This window comes from Vibrio sp. 10N.261.55.A10 (genome assembly GCF_041470825.1).
GTDB classification, from domain to species: domain Bacteria; phylum Pseudomonadota; class Gammaproteobacteria; order Enterobacterales; family Vibrionaceae; genus Vibrio; species Vibrio crassostreae_C.
In genome coordinates, this window is sequence record NZ_JBFRNC010000092.1 from 1 (window position 1) to 23,928 (window position 23,928).

The window sequence follows — 23,928 nt, forward strand, 5'->3', positions numbered from 1 at the left end:
TATGTTGGATAGACCATCGCTAAGTGGCCTTATAGCGAGATAGTCAAAACTCATTCTATTGATTTCGGCAAATCATTTTGTAGCTTCAAACTAGTGATGTTAGGGCTGGCTTGTGATGCCCCAAAAACGCCTAGAATTGAACTTGCAAGGTTTCAGATACAAAAAGTAATAGATGCGACGATCTAGCCCCATCGCCCTCAATGAAATTAAGACTATTGCTTGAATGTAGTGCGCCACTGAATCGGCGATACATGAAAAGCCGATTTAAAGTGCTTTCTGAATACACTGTCAGAGCCAAAACCCGCTTGCTCTGCAACTTGAGGTATCGATAGTTTCGTGGTTTCTAATAGACGTTGGCTAAGCACCAAACGTCGGTTTTGCAGCCATTCACCAAATGTACAGCCATAGGTGGATTTAAACTGGCGTGTGAAGGTACGTTTACTCATCGCACAGCGCTCAGCGACTTCATCTAGTGAGTGACACTGATTAAAGCTCTGCTCCACCAGCTCAATCACAAGGCTAATACTTGTCTCTGTAAGAGGTTTTATGTTGACTGGTGCTGGTATGTATTGCTGCTGTCCACCAGTACGAGATGGCGCAGTCACCATCTTACGTGCGAGATCATTCGCAAGCTCACTACCACACAAACGGCGCACTATATGTAGACAACAATCGAGTGAAGCAGCTACTCCAGCAGAGGTAATGATAGTCTCATGTTCAACAAATAGAGGGTTTGGGTCAAAATCCACCTTAGGAAATTGCTGCTGAAATTGTTCGGAAAACGCCCAATGGCTTGTGGCACGTTTTCCATCGAGAACGCCAGCACATGCAAGTACATAAGACCCGAGGCAGAGTCCTACTAGTAGCTTACCTTTCCCATGATGCTCTATTAGCGCCTCTATAAGTCGCTCACTTGGCTCTGGCAGGTCATTTGGCCAGCTTGGAACAATCACAATATCCGCCTCTTTAATAGCGCTCAAATCTCTATCGATCACCACACCAAATCCAGAGCTTGTTTCAAACTGCAAGCTGTTTTCGCAACAGATCCTCAAGTCAAACCGAACCGGCTGACCGAAAAAGATATCTTGAAACACCAGACAAGGCACAGAGAGATGAAAAGCACTGATGCCTTCAAAGGCTACCATCGTAATTTTAATTAGCTCGGTTGATTTGTTCACAAGTGTCTCGATTTGCGCGAATGTTGACTTTCAAGACAGTATCACAAGAAACTAGAAAGAAGCATACTAAATCTCATAGAGAACATGGCTTGTTAGTGAGTTTAGAGAGGCATTATGAAGATCCACCACCTACGTAGCGCAACATTTATTATTGAATCTGGCGAAAAATTTATCCTTATTGATCCTATGTTGGGGAAAAAAGGCTCTATGCCTCCGTTTTCAGTCATTAAGGCTAAGGCCGCGAAAAATCCAACCGTTGAGATGCCAAGTAATGCCGATGAGCTACTAAACAAGGTTACTCATACCTTAATTACTCACAGTCAAACACTTGGTATCAAGGCATTACAACATGGAGATCACCTAGATCCGGCAGGTGAGACGTTTTTAACAAGTCGTAATATCCCAGTTGCGACACCAGCCAAAGATAAGGCTTACCTAGAAAAATATGACTTAACGGTAAATTGGGGAATTGAAGACTGGCAAACTATCGACTTTCTAGACGGAAAGCTCACCGCGGTTCCGGCTTTGCACGGCCATGGATGGATTCACAAGGTAATGGCTAATGGTGTTGGATTTTTCTTGGAGCTCCCCAATGAGCCTTCTATTTACATTAGCGGTGATACAGTTCTAACCGATGATGTAAAACGAGCGTTGACTGAGTTGAAACCTGATATCACAGTAGTCGCGGCAGGTCGTGCTCGTATGGACGTTGGTCAACCGTTATTGATGTCTATTGATGAGGTCATGGAGTTTATTCGCCTTTCCCCTAATAAGGTGGTTGCGAACCATATGGAGGCACTCAATCACTGTGCAGTGACTCGACCAATTCTTAAAGAAGCAATTGATAAAAACGGTTTGTCAGATAAAGTCCTTATTCCTGCTGATGGTGAGACCTTGGAGTTTTAGATACCTGAACTAATCCGGTGACTCCCGATTTAAGTAAATAGTCTAAATGATTTCTGTCCAGAGATGTGTTATGCCGCCATGCTTTGGGACAAAAGCGCCTTAGAACTACTAACTTAGAGTGTGAAACATCTTAGACCATATAGCAGCACTTGAACCAGTGCCGCTAACAAAACAAGCGTAAGCTGAGACTACGCCAGAAACGTTATCCCCATCTACGCTCTGCAACAGTGGCTAAATCATATTCTGATTCATTATCTAAAAACCTCAATCTGCCAAAGTCTTTGCACAATGTATCTATAAAAACACCACTTTCTAACACAGTCTCTAGAGGCACAGGAACTATTTTATCGTTGGGAACATTACTTAGGGCCAACTTATAACGTTCATAAGAATGACGTTCCTCGTCGCTCAAAGATGACTTCGATTTATGCTCAAAAACTCGGCCATACAGCCAGAATTTGATATTGCCGAGAGAAAACTCGATAAGTGGTTCTCCGAAGCTTGTTCCATCTTTTCTATCATCAGCCTTAAGCATCGAATGAACCGTTAGTACCAAAGCTACACTGTACGATTTACCAGTCACTTCAATTTCGGGATATCCAATCTCACATTTATGATCAGCATCAGATAATTCATACAACTTGTCTTTTCTAATTCTTGCGGCATCGATGTTTTCTTCCCGCAAATAAGGGTGAGAATGAGCGGTTCCTATATATTGATACTGGTCTCCGAACACTTTCGCGATGTCTTTTTTAATCAAAAGAGATTCAGAGCTAAATTCAACTGAAGAGCGCTTTCGCTTTGCAGACGTCTCTACAGAGACATGATTTATCGTACATTTAAATGGATGTGTTTTGTTCACGTACCCCCAAAGGTGAGCGGCGGTTTCTACAGAAATACTCTTGCTGCCCTGATGTTTTACAGCATAAGCTTCTAAACCAGCCATGATTAGCTCAAATATCGCACTTTTGCTGACTGAAATTGTCGCGGTCATTTTTTCTTTGTTCCTTTTATTGACAATTATTTGCTTAATTTTGATTAGAGGTAAGACACACAAGAGTTATTGGGCGAACTCGACATGTTCTTTCAGTTTGTTTTTATAGCGCTCATAAAGCGAATCCCATACATCTTCACTTACCATGTCTAGTGGTACGTATTCTTCAAAAATGACACCACTCTCATCAGGGTAGGCAAGCTCGGTATACGCATAACGTGGGCCATCTGCATAAAGCGCTTCCCAACATTCGATGCATTCATCTTTAAACCATTCTTTTTTGATTGGCGCAGGGGTGTTATTCAGAAGATGAATTAAGTTCTTAGAATCAAAGAAACTATGCTCTTCACTTTTGACATTAAACAGGTAGCTAGAAAATAAATCGATGGCTCTTCCGTCCCATAATCTATAGCGGTGGTAGTGAGACGTATAACGCTCCTTTACTCGATCGAGAAGGTGACGTTCACATAAAGCTCTTAAGTCGTCGTTCCTCAATGTTGGGACTTCTGGAATTGGTTCAACGTCATAAAAGCGTCTATGGCCAAACAAGTAGCGTTGAGTCAGCTTTGCGGCGATGGAATCAACGGAACCTTTAAGTGCAATGTCATTGCATGGCAGTTTTGGGGAAGAGTCTGCAATTTTTTTGGCTAGCGCCTTAACAATGTCTGTAGTGGTTGATTTGACTTTCTCAACCAATTTTATACTTAAATAGCCTTGAGCTGAGATTTTTAAAATTCCCTTTTGTGCAGGAATATAACGTGGAGAGGAAAGCGTGAGTGCTGTTGCGGTGTCTAGTGATTTCAAGGTCGCTTGCTGGTCTAAGTCAACCTTTAGGTAATCACAGAACACTGCCAACTGCTCTTTAAAGTCGTTCAGTAGCTCAAGCCTTTCGTTTTCTAGTTCTTGAAGCTCTTCTTTCGAAGCATCTTGATAATCCAGAACTGACATATTATTCTCCTCACAATGCATTCAGTCGCATCAATATATACTCCCTTCAAAGAAAAATCTGATGATTTTGACGGAAACTCAAGTCGTTAGAGTGAACATGGCGTTGTTGCCTAAATCAGTTGAACCTTTTCGGAGTTCTGCGATCTGATCCCTTGTGATGGTTAGAGCGGTGATGACATAGGGGGTTTATCATTGACTTACACTTTAGTGGGGGGATTGGTTCGGTCAGAATACATCAAGTAATGAATAGAGGGTTATTTAGAGCATCGACCCTAACTGACTTTTGTCCAAACCCGTGTTAATAGGTGCGATTATAATAGCTTGCCAACCAACGAAGAATTCGTGATTGCTCAACAGTCGGTAGAACTTCTGTAATCTGAACTGAAGTCTAAGCAAGAAAAAGACAATCAAAAGCGAGCCCAAGTGGCTCGCTTTTTGTGTCTAGTAAAGATGCGTCTGAATGTTTTAACAGGGGGATAGCCTACAAGGCGATCGTGAAACAGTTTTAGAACAGAGCTTAAATTGCGACTCATCGGGTGCTCTGGAAGCGCTAAGGTTATTTAGTCCCTGAGCGGTAGTTTGGATCTGTCCAGCATCGAGGTAACTCTTCCCCTGACATAAACATCAGTTCGGACTTTTTAAACATCTCAGGGTCTTGCTGTTCTTCGCCTGCTTGAAACCGACCTTCGATACTGTCTTGAAATAAGTTGGTTAATTTGGTCATTTCAGTTACATCAACGAGGTCACCGGTTTTTTTCTCTTTTAGAAACATTTTTTTGCCCTCAATCTAATCGGTCACCCCTAATTATAATTGCTATTTGGAAAATGAGAGTCTTTTCAATTCCGGCACTTCTTGACTAAGCAGACCCCAGAGCTACGCTTATGATCATCGACAACCCAATCGATGAACACACTTATCCTCAACAAATAAATGGAGTCGCGATGTCATCTGCCCATATTGCAAACAATCTCAGTGAACTGATTGGCGATACCGATCTTGTTAGAATCAACAGTCTTTCAGAGATATCAGGTTGTGAGATTCTTATTAAGTGCGAACACCAGAACCCGGGTGGTTCGATTAAAGATAGAGCGGCACTTCAGTTGGTTATGGATGCAATAGAAGCCGGTAAGCTTAAGCCGGGAATGACAATCGTTGAAGGTACTGCTGGTAATACGGGAATAGGACTTGCTCTGGTCGCTAAATCCCTTGGTTACAAAATGTTGGTGGTGATGCCAAAAGGGCAGGCACAAGAGAAAGAGCGCATGATCTCGCTTTATAATGCTGAACTGTTATTGGTCGACCCTTGTCCTTTTGCAAACCCTGAACATTTTTACCACACGGCTAAGCGGATTGGTGTCGAAAATGAGAGTTATTGGTGGGCAGATCAGTTTGAAAATCTCAGTAATTATCGAGCGCACTATTTAAATACTGGACCTGAGATCTGGCAGCAAACACAGGGGAATATTGATGCTCTAGTTTCAGTGGTGGGGACGGGTGGAACCATTGCCGGAAACTCACACTATCTATCTGAGCAGCAACCCAATCTCGAAACTTGGTTAGTTGACCCAAATGGGTCCGGCATTTATTCGTTTCTACGTAATGGACACTATCAATCAACGGGAAGTTCGTTCACGGAAGGCATAGGGATCATGCGAACGGTTGAAAATTTCAGGCAGGCAAAAATCAATCGTGCAATCACGCTTCCCGATCAGGATTTGGTGACGATATCCCGCCTTGTTGCGGAACATGACGGTATTCTTCTAGGAAGCAGTTCGTCGTTAAACGTAGCAGGCGCGCTATACGCTGCGGCTAGAATGGGGAAAGGGAAAACCATCGTTACATTCAGCTGTGACCTTGCTGAGCGCTCGTATTCGAAGCTGCACAACGAAGCGTTTCTGAAAGAAAAAGAGATACAGCTTAATAAAGAAAACCTTTCTCAACTATGGGCGCGTTATCAAGCAGAAGATGGCAGCATGGTCGTCAACGTATAGTCGTTCTAAGTGAATACTGGCCAGTGGTCTGCCAGCTCTTTCGTTAGCGCTGAATATCCGTTAGCGTTAAGCATCCGGTTAGAGCTAAACATCTGTTAGCGCCAGAACCGGCACTATTGCTTGTTATTAGGGTAGTGAATCACATTATGAAATACGGCGTTTCCTTCACCGATATTTTTGTAGGCATGGGTCTGGTTAGCATTAAAGCGAACAGCTTGTCCTGCGCGTAACGTATGCCACTCATCATCAAACATCACGGCCATCTCTCCTGAAATGCATAAGATGTGCTCAGTGACGCCTGCGTTATGTGGGGCGGATTCATGCTGGTAATCGGGTGCTAGGGTGAGTTCGAATATTTCAAATCCTAGTGCTTCCTCAAAAGGAAACAACAAACTGACGAAAAAGCCAATGTTGTATTCCTCATGTCTTAGTTCGTTTGCGTCTCTGAATAAACTCGTCAGTTCACTGTTTGGGCTAGCAGTGATAAAGCTTGAAAGTGACACCTCGAACCCAGAAGCTATTTGCCAGAGCTTAGCGACTGTCGGGCTGGATTCTCCACGTTCAATTTGTCCTAGCATTGCTTTACTCACGCCTGTTGCTTTCGCTGTTTTGTCTAAGCTCCAGCCTTTTTCTTGGCGAAGGCGTTTCAAGTTAACGCCAACTTTAATTTCTGTTTGCATATTTTCTCTACAAGTTTTTACAAATAAGTTGTGCGTTATAGCGCACGGTGCTAGGTTTGGTCTATGGACGTTATAACGCACACAGGAATAAATTAACATGACTAAGCTAAAATTTTCTCACGTCAGTACCGGCTTTATCGCTGTTTTCATTGGTTATGCGAGCGCCGCGGCGATTATTTTCCAAGCGGCAATGAGTGCTGGAGCAACTGAAGAGCAAGTGGCGTCATGGTTTTGGGCGTTGGGAATTGGCATGGGCGTAACCACAATACTGCTTTCGTTTCATTACAAGAAGCCTGTGGTTACAGCGTGGTCGACGCCTGGAGCGGCGTTGTTAATCACATCTCTTGAAGGGCTGACAATGAATCAGGCTGTGGCCGTGTTTTTGTTCAGTTCGATGTTGATCACGTTAGTTGGATTGGCGGGGATATTTGAGAAAGTCCTAAAACAGATCCCAACATCGATTGCCTCTGCGATGCTCGCGGGGATTCTATTGCAATTCGGTTTGGGTTTGTTCACGTCGCTAATGGAAGAGGCACAAGTCGTAGCGGTCATGCTCGCTGTATTTATTCTGGCGAAAGCGCGGTTAGGAAATTTACTGATCCCAAGCATTTTCATTATCGCACTGGTTATGTGTGTGGGTTTTGGCAAACTCGATGTTAGTCAGGTGACTATGGGATTAACGACCCCAGTGTTCATCACGCCCGATTTTGAGTTCTTTTCGTTGTTCAGTGTCGGTATCCCACTGTTTATAGTGACGATGGCTTCACAGAACTTACCGGGATTTGCGGTTCTAAAAGCGAATGGATACCAAGTCGATTCATCGAAGATCATTACCACCACCGGGGTGACAGGTTTGATTTTCGCGCCGTTTGGTGGCTTTGCGTATAACCTTGCAGCGATTACGGGCGCTATTTGTATGGGCCCGAATGCGGATAGTAACCCCAAGACACGTTATATGGCTGGGATCTGTATGGGCGGGTTTTACTTGTTAGCTGGTGTGATGGGTATGTCATTTGTGTCGCTGTTTAGCGCTGTGCCCTCCGAGATTGTCATTGCGGTTGCTGGCTTAGCGGTGATGCCGACCTTGATGAATTGCCTTGCGGTATCAATGGCAGACAGTCATTACCGAGAACCCGCATTGCTTACTTTCTTATTCACTGCTTCTGGTACTAATTTACTGGGAATCGGCAGTGCATTTTGGGGTTTGTGTATCGGGTTGTTTTGTTGCTGGTTACACAATTACAAAGCTAAGTCACGTGGAGCAAGCAAGACTTCGCAAACTTCGTCGTAATGAAACGACTCAAGATTATGATCAGGTTCGCTGTGAATTAGAAACACCAGCAAGTTGTTTGAGTAGTAAGCCCAGTCATACTTGTGACTGGGCTTGCTTACAAAGGAATAAAGCTACTTAACTTCGTATCTCAGTAGCACTTCATTATCGAGAACGACATTTGTCGACCAGATAAAGCTTGCGCCAGCACCACTGAATTTTTCGATAAAGTTCATGTACGCTTTTTTATTGTTCACGCCAATATCGTCTTCTGAATATACTGATGCTTGAGGCCAAGATGTTGAATCGAACTCTTGGTTCATCCAGTTGGTTGGTGTTTCCCAATGAGCGGCGTAGGCATCTTGACCGTGGTCAGTTCCTTCCGTGGTGCAGCTTTCAGAAAGACGCTTCCCGTCCACTTCACTCAAACAAGTCAGGTCATAAATCGGTGAGGTATAAAAGGTTTGTGCTTGCCAGTCTGGACCTGTCACGGTTCCGTCACTAAAGCTCGCGATAAAGCCACCATCACCAGCGTGGTATGCCTTTCCGCGGTTATCTTCGCTGCCAAGACCTAGGTTTTCTTCCCAATCAATCACTTTCACCGCAATCGTGTAAGGCTTCTTCACCTTAAATTTGACGATGTTTGAGTTAAACGGTGTGAAAGGAACGGTGTCTACCGCGATTAACTTGCCGTTGATATAAAGTTCGAAATAGTTATCGGCAAAAATATAACCTGTTATTTCCTCACCGTCTTGATCCACAACAGCTACCGGTACAGAGCTTTGATCGACTTCGGCTAGGCTGCTTGGCGTGGTGTTTGAGCACTCTTCATAAAGATCAAAGGCTTTCGGCCCTGTTGAAAAGTTGTTTTTGGCTGGAACCGTCCAAACCTTTCCTTCTGAGTCCGTAATCTCCCCGACGCCCGCCACTCGGCTACGTCTGTTTGCACACTCAAAGAGATTCGATTCAACGGTGGTCGCCAACCCTTGAGTAATACTCGCTGAGCCTTGGTAATCACTGACGTTGCTGACCGAGGGTGTATCTGATGATGGTGAGCAGCCTGTAACGAGCAAAGCAACTGATGAAAGGGCAAGGGCTTGATATTTTGTGATGATCATTGATTGGGTATCCGAGAAGGGGTGATTTAAATAAGCGTGGTTCAAAATAAGCCAAGTGCAAGTAAGTTAATTGAAAACAAAGCTATTTCAAACAAATCCGAGCTAAGTAGCTAAGTAGCTAAGTAGCTAAGTAGTTAAGTAGTTAAGTAGTTAAGTAGTTAAGTAGTTAAGTAGTTAAGTAAGCCGTGAACTCATAGCTAATAGTTGGAGCGATGAAGCTAAGCAATGACCCAAATATTTGTGAGGTGCCACGCTTGTTATCTGATAAGGCATATATTACCCGTACAAATGTAAACAAGCGTAAAGCTGAGTAAGCATGGGTAAAACAGCGCTTTTATAGGATGATCACATCAGCTTGCGCGGCGCTGGTAAAAATACTCAGCATGAAGCGGTTTCAGGTTGTGATTGAGATAGTATTTTGCTACAAAACGCGCATAATCTCGCTATACAACATTTAAAGAAGAATTTACCTATGACTACCTTTCAATACTACTTTCACCAACTGCCTTGCTTCGACTGTAAAAAAACGACAGTAAGTACTGATCTTGGTTGGTTAACGCCTGCGATGAAAGACGATGCTATCGCACAAGTGACAGCGACACTTGCACAAGGCGAGGTTACTCCTGATCTTTCTGCAGACGTGGTTTGCACGAAAGAAGAAGCTCGCGAGTACTTACTGCTTAACTTCTTTGGTTATTCAGAAGAAGAATTAGAAAGCGGAATCGAAGCGGATGATGAAAAAGAAGTGGCAGACGAAATCGCAGAGCTAGTAGAAGATGGTAAAGACACTATCACCTTCGAACATGAGATTGCTCTTCAGTGCTGTGCAGACTGCGATGTTGAAGACGAGTCAAACTAAGCTCTTGTATTAAGAGTATTAAACTAAGTACTCTTATTAAGGTTCATCATGAAGCTATGATGTTCTAATGATGAAAGGCGTTAGTGAATTGAGTTCGCTAACGCCTTTTTTGTCTCTCTGTTTCTTATCTTTAAGCGGCATTCAATCTTAAGATGTTGTGCTTTCTATGATGCCTTGTTTGCTCAGTTGCGAAAGGATCTCAGCGGTCTTCTCTCTGAATAAATCTCTCAGTAGACGCACAGTCGGGGTGATGGATTGACGACTTGGACACACTAACCACAGCTCGGTAGGGGTCGGCTTAAACTCAGGCATAACTTTAACCACTTCGCCTGAAAGCAGATGAGGTGACATGTCTAAACAAGATTTTATTGCCACTCCTTTACCAGCGATACACCAACGTCTTACAAGGTCTGCGTCGTTCGAAGCGCGATTTCCTTTTAGTTTCACTTTATGATCTTGAGTACCATCGTTAAACACCCACTCGTCTTGCAACATGTCATGGAGTTGGTAAAGCAAACCATTGTGCTGCGCTAAGTCACTCGGGTGTTTTGGTGTTCCCATTTCAGCCAAGTAGTCAGGAGCCGCACACAATATCCTCGGCACATCGCATATCTTAAAACCATACATATTGGCATCGGTCGGGGAGCCGTAACGCAGCGCCATATCAACAGAATCTCGGTAGAAGTCGATATTGCTATCGCTGATGCTAGTACGAAGCGTCGCCTTTGGGTATTCAAGCAAGAACTCATCTAACCAAGGTGTGATTAGGTTGCGTCCTAGATCCGATGAAAGCGCAATTCGAATTTCACCATCAAGAATCCCGAGCTCTTCGCGCATGTTGAGCTTCGCTTGCTCCAACATCTTTAAGGCTTGTTCGCATTCCGGTAAATAACGCTCGCCAGCTGAAGAGAGCCTTAGGTGGCGTGTGGTTCTTACAAATAACTCCGCACCGAGTGCCGCTTCAACACGTTTTACCGCTGCACTTGCTGTGGCAGTACGCATATCGAGGTTGGTGGCTGCAGCGGTGATACTGCGAAACTCCGCCACTTTCAAAATGACCTGTAAGTCTTCAAGAAGCATGTTATCTACCTATATTGAATTATGTTCTAAACATGGAATTGGGATATTTCCCCATCATAATCTGCAAATGGGTTATCTCTAATTATCGCTTCTAAGTTAGCTTCTAACACTTAATTGTCAAAATTAATTTGATAATAATTCAAATGTGAGGCTGTTTTTCATCAGTAATTTTCTCACTATCATTTTTCCATATCGACAACGTAGCGCAGTACACATCGTATGGACGAAGTCTACGATCTAGGGGGATAAGATGACTAAGAAAATCACAATGGGTGTAACGGATTTGTCGTTCCACCGTACGACCGCATCATTGGTTGCCAATGTATTGAAATCCATGGGTTTTGAGGTAGAGCGTATTTTCTCTCCACATCAGGAGAACTTTGAAAAGCTGAAAGCAGGCCAAGTGGATATGCTTTCTTCTGCGTGGTTGCCATCAAGTCACGGTATCTACAAAGCGGGCGTTGAAGAAGTTGAGCCACTTATCGAGCTTGGGCTTCATTATGAACCTTATGCTTTGTGGGGCGTACCAGACTATGTGCCTGAAGCGGCGGTTTCTGAAGTCTCTGATTTATTAAAAGCTGAAGTGATCGAGAAAATGAACTCGACCATTCAAGGCATCAACCCCGGCGCTGGTATCACACGCTTCTCTATCCAGATGATGAAAGATTATGGCCTGAGCGATGCCGGCTACCAGTTCTTTCCTGGCAGTGAAGACGATTGTTTCAGTGCCTTTGAAAGTGCAGTCGCAAACAAAGAGTGGGTGGTAGTGCCACTGTGGAAACCTCAGTTTTTGCACTATCGTTACGATATTCGTGAGCTCAAAGAGCCAAAAGGCCTACTCGGAATAGTGGACAGAGCAGTGCTTCTTTTAAGAGACGACAAGAAGCATCTGTTCAGCGAACAACAGATTCAGAAGTTGGATTCCCTATGCTTCTCGAACGACATCATCGCAGAGCTGGATTACAAAGTTTGCCGTGAAGGTAAACCACAAGATCAAGTCACACATGATTGGTTGATTGAGAAAGGCCTGATTTAGCCTTTAAGCCGTTGGCAATGCAGTGAGACGTCTGCGTTACTCAGATAACGGCAATACCACTATCAAAAATTATTTGAGAATTATTCAAATATTAGGCGGTTTATCTAGAGTGAGAATTGACTAAGATTAACTCGTCTAATTCAAGGAGAAAGCACAATGTCAGTACCATCAAAAATGAAAGCTATCGGATTTACTCAATCACTTGCGATTACAGAGCAAGACAGTTTATTTGAGTTTGAAACGAGTCTGCCAGAACTAAAAAATAATGACTTGCTGGTAAAAGTGAGCGCGACTTCTATCAATCCTGCTGACGCTAAAATTCGTATTCGTAATGCCAAAGACAAAACTCTTGAGCAGCCAAAAGTGCTGGGCTATGACGCAGTCGGTGAAGTTGTTGGTAAAGGTGCTGACGTTGAAGGCTTCGAAGTCGGTGACCGTGTGTACTATGCGGGTGACGTAACACGCATGGGGGCTAACGCAGAATACCAAGCTGTGGACTACCGTATTACCGCTAAAGCGCCGAAGAGCCTTTCTGATGAAGCTGCAGCCGTTATGCCACTAGCAACGCTTACAGCATGGGAAGCGTTGTTTGACCGCTTGCGTGTTCGTCCTGAAGAGAAAAAGTCTATCCTGATCATTGGTGGAGCGGGCGGCGTTGGTTCAATTACGATTCAACTGGCTAAGCAACTGACCAACCTAAATGTTATCGCAACAGCTTCAAGACCTGAAACGGAACAATGGGTAAGGGATATGGGGGCGGATTATGTGGTGAACCACCGTAACCTTGTCGAGTCAGTGCGAGAGCAAGGCATTCAACATGTCGACTACATATTCAATGTTGCAGACACAAAAGGGCACTGGGATGCGATGGTTGAGCTGATTGCACCGCAAGGCATGATCAGTTCGATCGTAGAGTTTGACGGTGGCATTGACTTATCAGCGCTGCAAGGAAAATCAGCAGGCTTTGTTTGGGAACTGATGTTTACACGTTCACTGTTTAACACTGAAGATATCCAGAAGCAGCAAGACATCTTATTCCAAGCTGCGAACCTGATTGATGCGGGCCGTATTAAAGCGACGCTAACCAAGACCCTAAATGGCTTTAGTGTGGATACAATCAAAGATGCACACCAACGTATTGAAAGCAGTGCCTCGATTGGTAAAACAGCCATCAAATACTAATTGCTGATGTTTTAATCCGCCGTTGTTTTGAATTGTTGACGGTTTAAATAGAAGAAGCCCCTGATATCTGATTGCTAGTCAAAAGGTATCAGGGGCTTTTGTTTGTTTTCAGTTTAGTCAGTTTAGTCAGCTTAGTCAGCTTCTGGTGATGTGATAGGTTGCGATGTTTTGAAGTGAAGCTGTATTAGGTCTAGCTCAAAAGGCGATGGCTGTTTGTCTGCAATCAAAAAGCCGATTTGTTTGATGTCTCGTGCCTTAAGTTCCGGTGCATCGCTCAGTAGCCTACCTCTGAATACCGCTTGAAAATCATTGAAGTGGAACACCTTGTTAAGTTGCTGTCCCTTAAAGGTATCAAAATCGTGTTTGTATTGAACTCGATTGCCGTCCTTCAATGTTGTAAACCTCAGTTGGTAGGTGCGACCATCACCAAAGAATAATAGCTCTGCACTATCTATTTCATGGGCAGGTGATTCAATGGAGCGCTTTACAGAACTGAAACCACCATTGTTTTCTAACGATAGCTCGCCCCTAAATCGACTCATATCATCAAGATAAATGAGCCCGCCCGTTGAGATGCCACCCATTACATCGTCGTTGGTCGCTGTCCAATTCTTGTGTTCGTTCGGTTGTATAAAATCAATCATACCTATGCCTGCTACAGATACTTGAGACCATAAAAAGGAGAGGCTGAGTACTAGCCAAAAAGGGTGTCTTCGCTTAAGTAATGAAGCCGTTTCGTTCATGATTGTCTCCGTTACCCGTTAGTCTGTTCGCGTTTTATGGAGAAGGTTCAGTGGCAAGCATACCCATACAATGCTCAATAAATTCAGAGTAATTTGAAGCGTTGTCGTACTCAATTTTTAGCGAACCGTGAAACATCAGCGTCACCGTGACGTCTTTATAGCTTAGCCAACAGGTGTAACCGTCGTAATCATGCCAAGCCGTCATTTCGCCAACTAGATATTTGTTGTCCCGTTGCTCACCGGAAGAGCGAATAAACTCAAATACTCTGAGAAATTCAATAATGGTGATTCTGTTGTCCATGTGTTACTCCCGCTGCGTCATCTTTGAGAATAGGCTGATCTTTGGTGTTTAGATTGCCTACGTCTTTCTTTCATATCCTTACGGCTTACCTCTGTGCCCCGATCACTGAAAGGGTCTTACCTTCTCGATAAACCGCTGTTTTCTAATATTTCATCATCATTCCATACATCTGTTCAATCCAGAGCGAAGCGTGCGTAACAAACTCGAATAACAACGTTAACCCCCAAGATAAAGACGAGCTTAATTTGCGTTTATGGTGGTTAATTAAAATTAGAGTCGATAGGATAAATAGCATTGGAGCCTTGTTATTGGCTGAAATGGAATCTACAGAAAGTGCGTGTCAACATGATAGAAAAACTGAAAAAGGAATGGTTTCTTGTAGGGATGGTGGTGGCTATGGTCGTTGCTTTTTTTACGCCGGATTGGGGCAAATCGGGTGGGGTACTTCATCTCGATACGGTGACTGTTCTCGGCATCGCTTTGGTGTTTTTCTTACACGGTTTGGGTTTGTCTCCCAAAGCCATTCTTGAGGGGCTTTCGAATTGGAAGCTGCATGTTTTTGTACAAAGCGCGACATTCTTAGTTTACCCACTGCTTTGGGTGATATTCGGGCAAGGCTTTGTCGCTTATATGCCAGCAGCTCTGGCCTTTGGTTTCTGTTACCTCTTCGTATTACCGAGTACGATTTCGTCTTCGGTCGCGATGACGGTGATTGGAAAAGGAAACCTACCGGGTGCGATATTCAATGCATCACTTTCTAGTATTTTAGGCGTGTTCATTACGCCTTTACTGATCCAGCTCTTTATGGGGTTGGAAGGTGCAGAGCTAAACCTGATGGAATCGGTGATCTCTATATCTAAAATGCTGCTATTGCCAATGATTGTCGGCCAGTTGATGCGCCCGTTACTTTTTGAATGGACTCAGAAACACAAGTCAGTGGTCAATAAGTTAGATAAATACGTGATACTTCTGATCGTCTACAGTGCTTTCTGTGACTCTATTGAACACGGTATTTGGAGCGACTTTTCACCAATGCTGTTGTTGCTGTCAGCGGTGATTTGTTTAGTGGTATTGATGGTGATGGTACACGGCATTCAATGGAGTGCCCGAAAGGTTGGATTCAATCATCAAGATGAAGTCGCGGCAGTATTCTGTGGTACTAAGAAGACCTTAGCGGCAGGTATTCCTATGGCTAAGGTGATCTTTGCTCACAACCCTAATCTAGGGATGATATTACTACCAATCATGCTTTATCACCCGATTCAGATCTTTTACTGTGCAGTGCTAGCCAACCGTTACGCCAAGGTTGATACACAATCTAGTTAAACTTGTTTGTTGTTACAAGTACAACAGAAAAACGCCTTTCACTTCGCTGTGAAAGGCGTTTGTATTTGAATCTACTTCACTTTAATTAGAGTGCTTGAATCTGTATGAGCAAATGCGTTGTCGTAGATCTCTAAGCCTGTTGTTTGAGAGTACGTCAGCGTATCGTCTGAAATGCTAATGTTCATCGTGAAGCCCGTGGTGGTTGCGTTGTCCGTCATGTATTCGGACTCAGCGATGCCACGCTTAGACGCAACTAACGTCATTGTATCGCCAGCAGGGCCTTCTGCGGTGACACATGTGGTGCGTGGTACGCAGTAAGAGTTGTAGACGACCTGATTTTTTTGGTCGTAGATGAAGTAGCCACGTTGATCGTGGAACTTAGAGTCGTCGGCCTTTCTGAATACTTCTTGTTTGTAGTACAGAGCAACCAGATATTGATCGCTGGCATTGGTTGCATCTGCCGCAACCTCAAACGTCATTACTTCATAGAATGGTGTAACCGCGGGACCACCTGCACCCACTTCTGTGCCTTCTTGGCCTGGAGAAATATCAACGCCGCCAGTTTCGACTGATTTCCATGTGCCGACTAACTTTGCGAGTGGACCAAAATCCATACCATTGATTGTGTTGTGGTCGGCTACTGCTGGAGCCGAGATTACCGCTGCGATACCAAGTGCTAATAATTTTTTCACTTTAACTTCCTTTTTTGTAATTATCTGACCACATTAAAAGTAAGGTTATTGTGAAGCCAATTTATTAACCCAGATCAGTGTTCTTGGTTAATATGAAAGCGATTTGTAACTTGATGTATCAGTCAATAAGAGAATATTAATGCGGCTAAATATTGAACGAATAGCTGTGATTTGTTCATCGAGGTTTAATTCAAAATTGCATTAGTCTGAGCCTTATTAATTTTGCTATTACACATTTCAAATTCTCATGTATGATGTGCGCCCATAATTGTATGACAAATGTGTAATCTTACTTCTGTATGAATAAAGCTGTTAACCACGCCATTTTGCTTTTGGTGCTCGCAAACCTACTTGCGTCTTTTTCAGACGTATCATTGAAGATACTGAATGGCGAAGTCCCTACGTTCCAGTACGTGTTTATCCGTCAGCTATTGAGCGTGATCTTGTTGCTTCCATTTTGGTTAAAGTTACCGAGAGGGACGCGTATGAAAGGCGGTTGCCGAATCAACTTCTTAAGGGCTCAATTTATCTTAGTGGGGAGTGGCTGCGCGATGATCGCCATTACACACCTTACTTTGGCGACAGCAAACGCGATGTTCTACGTTGGACCAATCCTTATGCTGCCTTTGTCGATCGTGCTGTTGAAAGAAAGGCCGACATCTTCAAAAGTGATCGCGACCCTGATTGGTTTTGTGGGCGTATTAATCGTGTTACGCCCTGAACAATTTCATTGGGCGGCGATTGCTGGGCTAGGCAGTGCGCTTGCGATGGGCGTGGGTAATATCTTGATTAAACGCTTGAATGCAGAGCAACACATCATCTCAACTCTGTTCTGGACCAGCATTATGACTCTGCCACTTGCACTGGCATTAGCGCTGCCAACTTGGTCTGCGCTCGAATGGCGTCATGTTGGTTGGATCATGGCAATCAACTTGTTCGTACTTGGATACCATGCGCTTGTGGTGGTGGCTTACAAAAAAGCACCGGCCAACCAGATTGCGCTCGCCGAATATTCTGGGTTGGTGTTCGTAACATTGTTTGGTGTTATGTGGTTCGATGAGATTCCAGACATCCTGACGCTGGTGGGCATTAGTCTCATCGTTATTCCAATGATGCCGATTAAATGGAAGAAGGTTTTCAAGTGGAGAGACCGAGCCGCTTTAGAAGTTGAGGTTACTCCGCCTAAACCATAGCGGCTTGTCTCTCAGTCATTCTGGATTCCAAATAAACCACATCAGGGAAGGTCGTCTAAACTTATGGTTTGTATCGCTTCAAAATACGACAATTTGGGCTCTAAAAACGTTCTCGAAATAAATGCAAATTAGTGCTTTACCTCAACTTAACTTGAGGTATTAGGATGTGCAACGTTGCTTACGAGAATACTTTAAGGAGAGAAGAATGATCCAACTTGAACATGTGAATTTAGTCGTCAAGGACATCCCTGAAATGCTGACTTTCTATAAAGCGGCGTTTCCACACTGGTACGTTCGTGATGAAGGAAAAGGCGAATGGTCAGGCAAGCCACGTAACTGGCTGCATTTTGGCGACGAGTACCAATACATCGCATTGAGTGATCACGGTGAGGGTGAAAACAGAGATTTGGCAGGGCACTCTGTTGGCCTCGCGCACTTCGCTTATGTGACCAATAATATCGAAAGCGTCACTCAACGTCTTATCGATGCGGGTTTCCCGATTGCTAAACCTGGCGCTGAAGAACCTTATCGAAAAAATGTCTACTTTGTGGATCCGGCAGGCTTTGAAATCGAGTTCGTTGAATACCTAAGTGATGACCCTAAGTTACGAAATGCCACGAGTTAGTTACGTAATACGCCGCTTTGTTAAAGTTGGTTAGCTGAATGAAAGCGCGCTAGAGAGCATTTATAGAAAAGGGCATTGTGGAATAATCCGCAATGCCCTTTTTAGGTCTATGCAATAGCTGATTATTTAGCTGATGTTTAGCTCAGTTGTTGGGTTGTTTATTTAGCCTTAAAAGGCACCAACAGTTGTTTGCCAAACACATTAATCAGCGCGCCAGTCACAATCAGGCCACCGCCTAGATAAGTCCAAACCGATGGAATTTCATTAAAGATCCACACGCCTAACAGTGCCGAGAAGACTATCTGGACGTATGAGTAAGCCGAAGCTTTACCCGCCGCTTGAGTCTGCATCGCTTTGGTCAAACCGTATTGGCCTATCTGAGTGAAAATACCGACTAACACGAGCATCACGGTTAAGAATAGACTTGGCCATACAAAGTCGTTCCAAATAAGGACTGTCGATATTGGCAGAGCAACCAGTGGGAAGTAGAAGATGATGACAGAGCTGTCTTCCGTCTGGCTCAGCTTTCTCACAATCACATAAGCAATTGAGCTACCAAACGCACCACATAACGCCACCATAATGCTGAATAGCGGTAACTCGCTGCTCGCGCCGCTGTTCATGCTTGGTTGAACCATCACCAATAATCCCGCTAGGCAGAATGCAATGCAGATCATGGTCGATTTCTGGACGCGTTCTTTCAGGAACAACACACCGAGCAACGCGGTAAAGACCGGATGTACGTATTGTAGAATGGTCGCTTCTGCTAACGGAAGAGTGGTTACAGCGTAGTAAACACACATCAGTGCTGCAGTACCTACTGCGCCACGAACAAACAACAAAGGTTTGTTATTACCCCAGATCGAAATGCCTTTTCGTTTTACGTCGATGTAGCTGATGATCAAAGACACCAAAGCCCTTGCTGCAACGATTTCGAATACAGGAATGCCATAATTGCTGATGTATTTCACACAAGCTGACATCAGTGCGAATCCAAAAGCGGAGAGGATCATGAATCGAACCCCAACAGGGATTTGTGAAAAAGAGAAAGAAGACATAAAAATATCAATCGGTTGAGGGAACAGGAATCATAACTTAGTTTAGAAGAGCCGACCAAAGTCTTTGTCCCGTTCTATTACACCAAACCATTGATATTGCTGTGCGAGTACTTTCAGCAACTCGATCTCTTTTGTTGTCTCTTCTCTAAGCCATTCAATAAGGTCGTTGATGATAGGCGTGTGACTACGCTGGTGCATGAAGTAAGTCCAAGCACTGTGTTGGATTTTTGCATTTCTAGGGCAGTACAAGAAGCCTCGTTGGAGATCTTGTTGAACTAACAACAGATCCGTGACCGTAACCCCTTCACCGGATAGACAGGCACTGAGCGCCATATCTAAAGACAAGAAGCTGGTATTTCTGACAGGTTTCTTTGGTGGGAATTCAACATCGGCCAGCCACACTTTCCAGTCGTGATGATCTAAGGTTGGATGCAGCCTTGGCAAGGTTAAGATTGAATCAAGGTCGGTGTCTTTGGTGGTTAAACTAGTAGAGCAAACCGGCGCCATGAACTCTTCACGCAAGAAGGTAATGTCAGGTGCCTTGTCATAGCGTTTTTTGAAACGCGTGTGGAAGATCAGTAGATCATACTCACTACTATTAATCGATTCGTCTTCCTCAATCACAGGAACAATGACTATCTCATGATCTTGATAACGCTCGTTTAATTCCCGAACTTTGGAGATCAATACTCGCGTCGCGAAACTCAGAGTCGCTTTGATCACGATACGCTTCTGCTTGGGCTCACTCCAAGAGGCGATAACAGCTTCGATATTACCGTAGCTTTCTCGCAAAGCCACATACAAATCATGACCTTGTACCGTTAATTCTATGGCTCGATGCTTACGAATAACCAGTGATGCGTTTAACTCATCTTCAAGCTGTTTGATCTGTCGGCTGATCGCACTTTGTGTCACATGCAGCTCTTCGGCAGCCAGCGTAAAGCTCATCAGCCTTGCGGCAGCTTCAAAGGCTTTTAAGCCATTATGTGATGATGGCAAGCTAGGATATGGGGTCATAATTCGTTCGCATGAGTTTATGGAATGTTAGAGTCGCAAATTTATCAATTGAACGCTAGCCTCATCGATCGTATTTTGGGCGAAATTACCTGAGGCGCTCATGAAAAAAATACTCACTCTTGCATTCCCTTTGATCATTTCACAGCTGATCTCTATGGCTTTAGTCCTTACTGATGTTTGGATGATGTCGCGTATCAGTGTGTCAGCCCTTGCGGCTGGTGGCTTAGGTGCCTCAATCTACTTTTTCATCTTCATTATTGCGAGCAGCACCGTGGGTTGTGTCGCGAATTTGATTGCGATCGCTTATGGTCAGCGAGTAGCTCGCCCTGAGTTTGGTAATACTCAAATTAGATTGGCGGTGAAAGGCGCAACCATGTTGGCATTCGTGCTCAGCGTGACCTTAATGGCCAGCTTCTGGTTTGCTCCGTTGGTATTAGAAGCAGCCAAACAGCCACCAGAAGTGATCACTTTAGCCATGGAATATGTCCATGCTTTGAAGTGGGTAATGTTGCCTTCGCTTATCTTGTTGGTACTTCGTGGCTTAACCAGTGCGTTTGGCAACGTGCGCTCCATTCTTGTGATGTCGATTATCACCGTAATTCTGAATGTGCCAGTGAGCTACTTTCTCACCTTCCAATTAGACATGGGCTTAACAGGTTTAGGGCTTGGTACGGCTATCGCGGCATTTATCGTGATGGTTGGATATACGGTTTGGGTATTTAAGCGTGACGAGTTTAAGCAGTTCGCCCCTTGGCTAAATACAGAAGAGTATTCAATCAAGTTGATGAGCCCATTGTTGTTGATGGGTCTACCTATCGGCTTGGCTGCTTTACTTGAGCATGGCTTGATTTACGGTGGCACCTTGATGGCGGGCACGATCAGTATTGCTTCGTTAGCCTTGCACCAAATCTTGCTGCAATGTTTAAGCTTTACTTGGAACTTCAATTTTGGTTTCTCACAAGCTGCGGCGATTTTGGTTGGCCGTGATTTTGGCGCGGGTAACTACGAAGGAATAAAAAGAACCTCGATTCAAAGCTTCATATTGGTGTCGGTGTTGAGTGTGGCGTTGTCGGCCGTGTTCATTATATGGCCTGAGATGATCGCTTCTATCTTCAAGTTAGACGATGGCACGGGTGCTATGACTTCACTACTGGCTTCTGTGATTTGGGTCGTTGCTTTGTGCTTTATTGTTGATGCTTGGCAGCTACTGGCGATTAACCTGCTAAGAGGCATGAAGATTGTCTCTATGCCAACCGTGATGACTGCCATCGGTTACTGGGTATTTGGCTTGCCTGCGGCTTGGTATTTGATGCCTAAGTTCGAATTGGCAGGGATTTGGGGCGGAATCGGTGTTGGCTTAGGCGTGACAGGTATTCTGCTGCTTATCCAATTGATGCGTGTCATTCAAAAGAACAACCAATCTCCAGATTTGTCGAATCATGCTTATACGTGATTTGCTTGTGATGCTCGCCTTTACCATGGAACCTTGAACGATAAACGTTGTATTGCTGACCGAGAACTATCAATTACCAACAATGACCTATAAGCCCTAAATTGCGTACTTCGTAATTTAGACCTTGGTCTTACAGAAACCGAGCTAAAAGGTGACTAGAATGATTTGAGTTGCTCACCGTTTTATCAAGGAATACACAAATGGAAGTTGGATTGTTCTGGGCTGAAAAAGGAATGTTAGTGCTTGGCGCACTGTTTGTTTTGACGAGCATGATGCAGTACGGAAGACGCAGTAGCGATTGGAAAGGCGTGATTACGATGTTCTACAAGCGTATCCCAATGAACATCGCCGAATACAAATGGTATCGCCTGGGGATCGCGTTGTTGGTATTTGCTGTGATCATACGTTTCGCATTACTGATTTTATGGCCTTCATATCAGTTCTAGTTCTCTTGCATTAGCTTTGTTGGATAGCTCTCTATCATGTCTACATAAAGCCGTTCAATGAATGAGTCAGTCGAGCCTTAATAAACCCGCTTGTTAAGGCTGCTGTTAAATATAATAGTGCTATTACTCAACAGCAAGGATTGGCTATTACCTTTGTAGCATATTGTTTTTCATGAAGAATAATGCGAAATAATAGCTTACCCACCTGTTTCATCATTCTTACTAATAATCTGCACATAAATCCATTCACCCCGTACCTGATACCATAATGTTCTGTTACACTCGGTCGAATTAGCTTTAATTTGTCAGTGGTGCATTTATGTCGTTCCCAGTTCTTATATGTGATGATTCTGCGTTAGCAAGGAAGCAGATGGCTCGGTCACTGCCTAGTTCTCTAAATGCAGATATAACTTTTGCTGTTCATGGGCTTAATGCACTTGAAGAGCTCGCTAAAAACCAATTCAAATTGATGTTCCTCGACCTAACCATGCCGGAATTAGACGGCTATGGCACATTGGAAGAGATGCAACGTTTAGGCGATACCACGCCAGTTGTCGTTGTTTCTGGTGACATACAACCAAAAGCACAACAGAAGGTGCTGGATCTTGGCGCCAAAGCATTTTTGCAAAAGCCGATCGATAAAGAAGCGCTAAAAGCCATTTTACGTGAGCATGTCGAGCCGCCAAAACAACCTCAAATCATTACCCCAACCGCTTTAGAACTGCCAATACTTCGCAGACGCGATATCTATATGGAAGTCGCGAACGTAGCGATAGGCCGTGCCGCTGATGCACTGGCTCGTCACTTTAATGTGTTTGTTCACCTACCGCTGCCGAACGTTAACATCTTCGAAGTGAGTGAATTGCACATGGCACTTCGTGACTTGGCTGACAATGACCAAGTGTCGGGTGTTTGCCAAGGCTTCAGTGGAGAAGGCATTGCAGGTGAAGCGCTAGTTTTGTTGAGTGATTCCAGTGTGAGCGATCTTAAGAAGCTCATGAAGGTGCCAACAGAAAGCGAGCAGCTAGAAGAATTAGAGTTGTTGATGGATGTATCGAACATCTTAGTCGGCTCTTTCTTGAATGGGTTAGGGGAGCAATCAGAAGTTCGTTTCTTCCAGAGCTCTCCTGTGCTGCTAGGTCAACACATCTCGATTGATTCGGTGATTGAAAATACCAGCGGCTCATTTAAAAAGACCATGACGTTCGAAGTCAGCTACAACATAGACGGCACGTCCATCCGTTGTGATCTTCTATTTATGTTCGTTGATGAGTCTCTGCCTCTTCTAGACAACAAATTGGCCTACCTAATGGAGGAGTTTTAATATGCTGAATCTTCCTGCTGAATTTGAACAGTTCCACTGGATGGTAGACATGGTTCAAAACGTCGATATGGGGCTGGTGGTCATTAACCGTGACTTTCAGGTACAAGTTTGGAATGGCTTCATGACGCACCATAGCGGTAAGCAATCGCATGATGCGATCGGTAAGTCGATCTTTGAGTTATTCCCTGAAATTCCTGAAGAGTGGTTTAGGCTTAAAACAAAACCGGTTTATGACCTAGGCTGCCGTAGCTTCATAACGTGGCAACAAAGGCCTTATCTGTTTAAGTGCCGCAACGTGAGGCCAGTAACTCAGCAAGCCGACTTTATGTATCAGAACGTCACGCTTAACCCGATGCGTTCTCCAACTGGGCAAGTGACATCCTTGTTCTTGTCGATTCAAGATGCGACTGCTGAAGCTCTGATGTCTCAGAAAAAGGCTTGACGTACCTTAAGGTGAAAATTGAATCGCCTTATAAGAGCACTCTGAAAACCAAATAAAAATGGCCA

The 23,928-nt window shown here is 44.1% G+C and carries 25 protein-coding genes; 13 read left to right on the forward strand and 12 right to left on the reverse strand.

Annotated elements, in window-relative coordinates:
* Nucleotides 1–212: 212 nt before the first annotated feature.
* Nucleotides 213–1,178 carry a GlxA family transcriptional regulator gene (locus tag AB4274_RS21095; RefSeq protein WP_372113128.1) on the reverse strand — a complete coding sequence of 322 codons (966 nt, stop codon included), beginning with the start codon at nucleotides 1,176–1,178 and terminating at the stop codon, nucleotides 213–215.
* 114 nt (nucleotides 1,179–1,292) lie between these two features.
* On the opposite strand from AB4274_RS21095, the gene AB4274_RS21100 reads away from it, so the two are divergent.
* The gene (locus AB4274_RS21100) at nucleotides 1,293–2,084 is read left to right on the forward strand and encodes an MBL fold metallo-hydrolase (protein ID WP_017068423.1); all 792 of its coding nucleotides are present in this window, start codon (nucleotides 1,293–1,295) and stop codon (nucleotides 2,082–2,084) included.
* A 202-nt stretch (nucleotides 2,085–2,286) separates the two neighbouring features.
* Here AB4274_RS21100 and AB4274_RS21105 read toward each other — a convergent pair whose 3' ends face one another.
* From AB4274_RS21105 to AB4274_RS21115, 3 genes are all read right to left on the reverse strand, one after another.
* Entirely contained in the window at nucleotides 2,287–3,078 is a 792-nt protein-coding gene (locus AB4274_RS21105; RefSeq protein ID WP_017058652.1) for a hypothetical protein, read from the reverse strand.
* 66 nt (nucleotides 3,079–3,144) lie between these two features.
* On the reverse strand, nucleotides 3,145–4,026 hold the full coding sequence (locus AB4274_RS21110) for a hypothetical protein (protein WP_017068424.1): 882 nt from the start codon (nucleotides 4,024–4,026) through the stop codon (nucleotides 3,145–3,147).
* A 556-nt stretch (nucleotides 4,027–4,582) separates the two neighbouring features.
* Complete coding sequence (locus AB4274_RS21115) at nucleotides 4,583–4,798, reverse strand: acetyltransferase (protein WP_136980010.1); 216 nt, start codon at nucleotides 4,796–4,798, stop codon at nucleotides 4,583–4,585.
* Between the two features lie 170 nt (nucleotides 4,799–4,968).
* On the opposite strand from AB4274_RS21115, the gene AB4274_RS21120 reads away from it, so the two are divergent.
* Nucleotides 4,969–6,018, forward strand: a complete 1,050-nt coding sequence (locus AB4274_RS21120) for a cysteine synthase A (protein WP_372113130.1) — start codon at nucleotides 4,969–4,971, stop codon at nucleotides 6,016–6,018.
* Between the two features lie 113 nt (nucleotides 6,019–6,131).
* On the opposite strand, the gene AB4274_RS21125 is transcribed toward AB4274_RS21120, so the two are convergent.
* On the reverse strand, nucleotides 6,132–6,698 hold the full coding sequence (locus AB4274_RS21125; protein WP_372074251.1) for a helix-turn-helix domain-containing protein: 567 nt from the start codon (nucleotides 6,696–6,698) through the stop codon (nucleotides 6,132–6,134).
* A 97-nt stretch (nucleotides 6,699–6,795) separates the two neighbouring features.
* On the opposite strand from AB4274_RS21125, the gene AB4274_RS21130 reads away from it, so the two are divergent.
* Nucleotides 6,796–7,989, forward strand: coding sequence for a benzoate/H(+) symporter BenE family transporter (locus AB4274_RS21130; protein WP_372113132.1), 1,194 nt, complete (start codon nucleotides 6,796–6,798; stop codon nucleotides 7,987–7,989).
* Between the two features lie 113 nt (nucleotides 7,990–8,102).
* Here AB4274_RS21130 and AB4274_RS21135 read toward each other — a convergent pair whose 3' ends face one another.
* Nucleotides 8,103–9,086 carry a hypothetical protein gene (locus tag AB4274_RS21135; protein WP_372113134.1) on the reverse strand — a complete coding sequence of 328 codons (984 nt, stop codon included), beginning with the start codon at nucleotides 9,084–9,086 and terminating at the stop codon, nucleotides 8,103–8,105.
* Between the two features lie 472 nt (nucleotides 9,087–9,558).
* Between AB4274_RS21135 and AB4274_RS21140 the strand changes: the two genes are divergently transcribed.
* A complete protein-coding gene (locus AB4274_RS21140) occupies nucleotides 9,559–9,945 on the forward strand; it encodes a hypothetical protein (RefSeq protein WP_017068428.1) in 387 nt (128 codons plus the stop codon).
* Between the two features lie 147 nt (nucleotides 9,946–10,092).
* On the opposite strand, the gene AB4274_RS21145 is transcribed toward AB4274_RS21140, so the two are convergent.
* Nucleotides 10,093–11,025 carry a LysR family transcriptional regulator gene (locus tag AB4274_RS21145; RefSeq protein WP_102428016.1) on the reverse strand — a complete coding sequence of 311 codons (933 nt, stop codon included), beginning with the start codon at nucleotides 11,023–11,025 and terminating at the stop codon, nucleotides 10,093–10,095.
* Between the two features lie 268 nt (nucleotides 11,026–11,293).
* Between AB4274_RS21145 and AB4274_RS21150 the strand changes: the two genes are divergently transcribed.
* Nucleotides 11,294–12,061 carry a glycine betaine ABC transporter substrate-binding protein gene (locus AB4274_RS21150; RefSeq protein WP_372113173.1) on the forward strand — a complete coding sequence of 256 codons (768 nt, stop codon included), beginning with the start codon at nucleotides 11,294–11,296 and terminating at the stop codon, nucleotides 12,059–12,061.
* Nucleotides 12,062–12,217: 156 nt separating this feature from the next.
* The gene (locus AB4274_RS21155; protein ID WP_372113136.1) at nucleotides 12,218–13,243 is read left to right on the forward strand and encodes a zinc-binding alcohol dehydrogenase family protein; all 1,026 of its coding nucleotides are present in this window, start codon (nucleotides 12,218–12,220) and stop codon (nucleotides 13,241–13,243) included.
* A 131-nt stretch (nucleotides 13,244–13,374) separates the two neighbouring features.
* Here AB4274_RS21155 and AB4274_RS21160 read toward each other — a convergent pair whose 3' ends face one another.
* Both AB4274_RS21160 and AB4274_RS21165 read right to left on the reverse strand, forming a co-directional pair.
* Nucleotides 13,375–13,986 carry a CIA30 family protein gene (locus tag AB4274_RS21160; RefSeq protein WP_017068431.1) on the reverse strand — a complete coding sequence of 204 codons (612 nt, stop codon included), beginning with the start codon at nucleotides 13,984–13,986 and terminating at the stop codon, nucleotides 13,375–13,377.
* A gap of 34 nt (nucleotides 13,987–14,020) precedes the next feature.
* Nucleotides 14,021–14,287, reverse strand: a complete 267-nt coding sequence (locus AB4274_RS21165; protein ID WP_017068432.1) for a DUF3081 domain-containing protein — start codon at nucleotides 14,285–14,287, stop codon at nucleotides 14,021–14,023.
* Nucleotides 14,288–14,632: 345 nt separating this feature from the next.
* Between AB4274_RS21165 and AB4274_RS21170 the strand changes: the two genes are divergently transcribed.
* Complete coding sequence (locus AB4274_RS21170; protein WP_372113138.1) at nucleotides 14,633–15,613, forward strand: bile acid:sodium symporter family protein; 981 nt, start codon at nucleotides 14,633–14,635, stop codon at nucleotides 15,611–15,613.
* A 71-nt stretch (nucleotides 15,614–15,684) separates the two neighbouring features.
* Here the strand turns inward: AB4274_RS21170 and AB4274_RS21175 are convergent, their stop codons facing one another.
* Entirely contained in the window at nucleotides 15,685–16,305 is a 621-nt protein-coding gene (locus AB4274_RS21175; protein WP_017062436.1) for a heme-binding beta-barrel domain-containing protein, read from the reverse strand.
* 299 nt (nucleotides 16,306–16,604) lie between these two features.
* Between AB4274_RS21175 and AB4274_RS21180 the strand changes: the two genes are divergently transcribed.
* Together AB4274_RS21180 and AB4274_RS21185 are read left to right on the forward strand one after the other, a co-directional pair.
* Nucleotides 16,605–17,498 (forward strand): DMT family transporter, encoded by an 894-nt coding sequence (locus AB4274_RS21180; RefSeq protein ID WP_372113140.1) that lies wholly within the window; start codon nucleotides 16,605–16,607, stop codon nucleotides 17,496–17,498.
* A 205-nt stretch (nucleotides 17,499–17,703) separates the two neighbouring features.
* Nucleotides 17,704–18,123 carry a VOC family protein gene (locus tag AB4274_RS21185; RefSeq protein WP_017065925.1) on the forward strand — a complete coding sequence of 140 codons (420 nt, stop codon included), beginning with the start codon at nucleotides 17,704–17,706 and terminating at the stop codon, nucleotides 18,121–18,123.
* Between the two features lie 158 nt (nucleotides 18,124–18,281).
* Here the strand turns inward: AB4274_RS21185 and AB4274_RS21190 are convergent, their stop codons facing one another.
* Complete coding sequence (locus AB4274_RS21190; RefSeq protein WP_017068434.1) at nucleotides 18,282–19,181, reverse strand: DMT family transporter; 900 nt, start codon at nucleotides 19,179–19,181, stop codon at nucleotides 18,282–18,284.
* 42 nt (nucleotides 19,182–19,223) lie between these two features.
* Nucleotides 19,224–20,198, reverse strand: coding sequence for a LysR family transcriptional regulator (locus tag AB4274_RS21195; protein WP_372113142.1), 975 nt, complete (start codon nucleotides 20,196–20,198; stop codon nucleotides 19,224–19,226).
* A gap of 100 nt (nucleotides 20,199–20,298) precedes the next feature.
* Between AB4274_RS21195 and AB4274_RS21200 the strand changes: the two genes are divergently transcribed.
* From AB4274_RS21200 to AB4274_RS21215, 4 genes are all read left to right on the forward strand, one after another.
* Nucleotides 20,299–21,651, forward strand: coding sequence for an MATE family efflux transporter (locus AB4274_RS21200; RefSeq protein ID WP_017062432.1), 1,353 nt, complete (start codon nucleotides 20,299–20,301; stop codon nucleotides 21,649–21,651).
* Nucleotides 21,652–21,851: 200 nt separating this feature from the next.
* A complete protein-coding gene (locus AB4274_RS21205; protein WP_010430578.1) occupies nucleotides 21,852–22,097 on the forward strand; it encodes a hypothetical protein in 246 nt (81 codons plus the stop codon).
* A gap of 319 nt (nucleotides 22,098–22,416) precedes the next feature.
* Entirely contained in the window at nucleotides 22,417–23,421 is a 1,005-nt protein-coding gene (locus tag AB4274_RS21210) for a response regulator (protein ID WP_029236531.1), read from the forward strand.
* Between the two features lies 1 nt (nucleotide 23,422).
* A complete protein-coding gene (locus AB4274_RS21215; RefSeq protein ID WP_017062430.1) occupies nucleotides 23,423–23,863 on the forward strand; it encodes a PAS domain-containing protein in 441 nt (146 codons plus the stop codon).
* The last annotated feature ends 65 nt before the right edge of the window (nucleotides 23,864–23,928 follow it).

Coding starts and splice junctions, on each gene's coding strand:
- AB4274_RS21100 (WP_017068423.1), top strand. CDS start 1,293: ATGAAGATCCACCACCTACGTAGCGCAACATTTATTATTGAATCTGGC.
- AB4274_RS21105 (WP_017058652.1), bottom strand. CDS start 3,078: ATGACCGCGACAATTTCAGTCAGCAAAAGTGCGATATTTGAGCTAATC.
- AB4274_RS21110 (WP_017068424.1), bottom strand. CDS start 4,026: ATGTCAGTTCTGGATTATCAAGATGCTTCGAAAGAAGAGCTTCAAGAA.
- AB4274_RS21115 (WP_136980010.1), bottom strand. CDS start 4,798: ATGTTTCTAAAAGAGAAAAAAACCGGTGACCTCGTTGATGTAACTGAA.
- AB4274_RS21120 (WP_372113130.1), top strand. CDS start 4,969: ATGTCATCTGCCCATATTGCAAACAATCTCAGTGAACTGATTGGCGAT.
- AB4274_RS21125 (WP_372074251.1), bottom strand. CDS start 6,698: ATGCAAACAGAAATTAAAGTTGGCGTTAACTTGAAACGCCTTCGCCAA.
- AB4274_RS21130 (WP_372113132.1), top strand. CDS start 6,796: ATGACTAAGCTAAAATTTTCTCACGTCAGTACCGGCTTTATCGCTGTT.
- AB4274_RS21135 (WP_372113134.1), bottom strand. CDS start 9,086: ATGATCATCACAAAATATCAAGCCCTTGCCCTTTCATCAGTTGCTTTG.
- AB4274_RS21140 (WP_017068428.1), top strand. CDS start 9,559: ATGACTACCTTTCAATACTACTTTCACCAACTGCCTTGCTTCGACTGT.
- AB4274_RS21145 (WP_102428016.1), bottom strand. CDS start 11,025: ATGCTTCTTGAAGACTTACAGGTCATTTTGAAAGTGGCGGAGTTTCGC.
- AB4274_RS21150 (WP_372113173.1), top strand. CDS start 11,294: ATGGGTGTAACGGATTTGTCGTTCCACCGTACGACCGCATCATTGGTT.
- AB4274_RS21155 (WP_372113136.1), top strand. CDS start 12,218: ATGTCAGTACCATCAAAAATGAAAGCTATCGGATTTACTCAATCACTT.
- AB4274_RS21160 (WP_017068431.1), bottom strand. CDS start 13,986: ATGAACGAAACGGCTTCATTACTTAAGCGAAGACACCCTTTTTGGCTA.
- AB4274_RS21165 (WP_017068432.1), bottom strand. CDS start 14,287: ATGGACAACAGAATCACCATTATTGAATTTCTCAGAGTATTTGAGTTT.
- AB4274_RS21170 (WP_372113138.1), top strand. CDS start 14,633: ATGATAGAAAAACTGAAAAAGGAATGGTTTCTTGTAGGGATGGTGGTG.
- AB4274_RS21180 (WP_372113140.1), top strand. CDS start 16,605: ATGAATAAAGCTGTTAACCACGCCATTTTGCTTTTGGTGCTCGCAAAC.
- AB4274_RS21185 (WP_017065925.1), top strand. CDS start 17,704: ATGATCCAACTTGAACATGTGAATTTAGTCGTCAAGGACATCCCTGAA.
- AB4274_RS21190 (WP_017068434.1), bottom strand. CDS start 19,181: ATGTCTTCTTTCTCTTTTTCACAAATCCCTGTTGGGGTTCGATTCATG.
- AB4274_RS21195 (WP_372113142.1), bottom strand. CDS start 20,198: ATGACCCCATATCCTAGCTTGCCATCATCACATAATGGCTTAAAAGCC.
- AB4274_RS21200 (WP_017062432.1), top strand. CDS start 20,299: ATGAAAAAAATACTCACTCTTGCATTCCCTTTGATCATTTCACAGCTG.
- AB4274_RS21205 (WP_010430578.1), top strand. CDS start 21,852: ATGGAAGTTGGATTGTTCTGGGCTGAAAAAGGAATGTTAGTGCTTGGC.
- AB4274_RS21210 (WP_029236531.1), top strand. CDS start 22,417: ATGTCGTTCCCAGTTCTTATATGTGATGATTCTGCGTTAGCAAGGAAG.
- AB4274_RS21215 (WP_017062430.1), top strand. CDS start 23,423: ATGCTGAATCTTCCTGCTGAATTTGAACAGTTCCACTGGATGGTAGAC.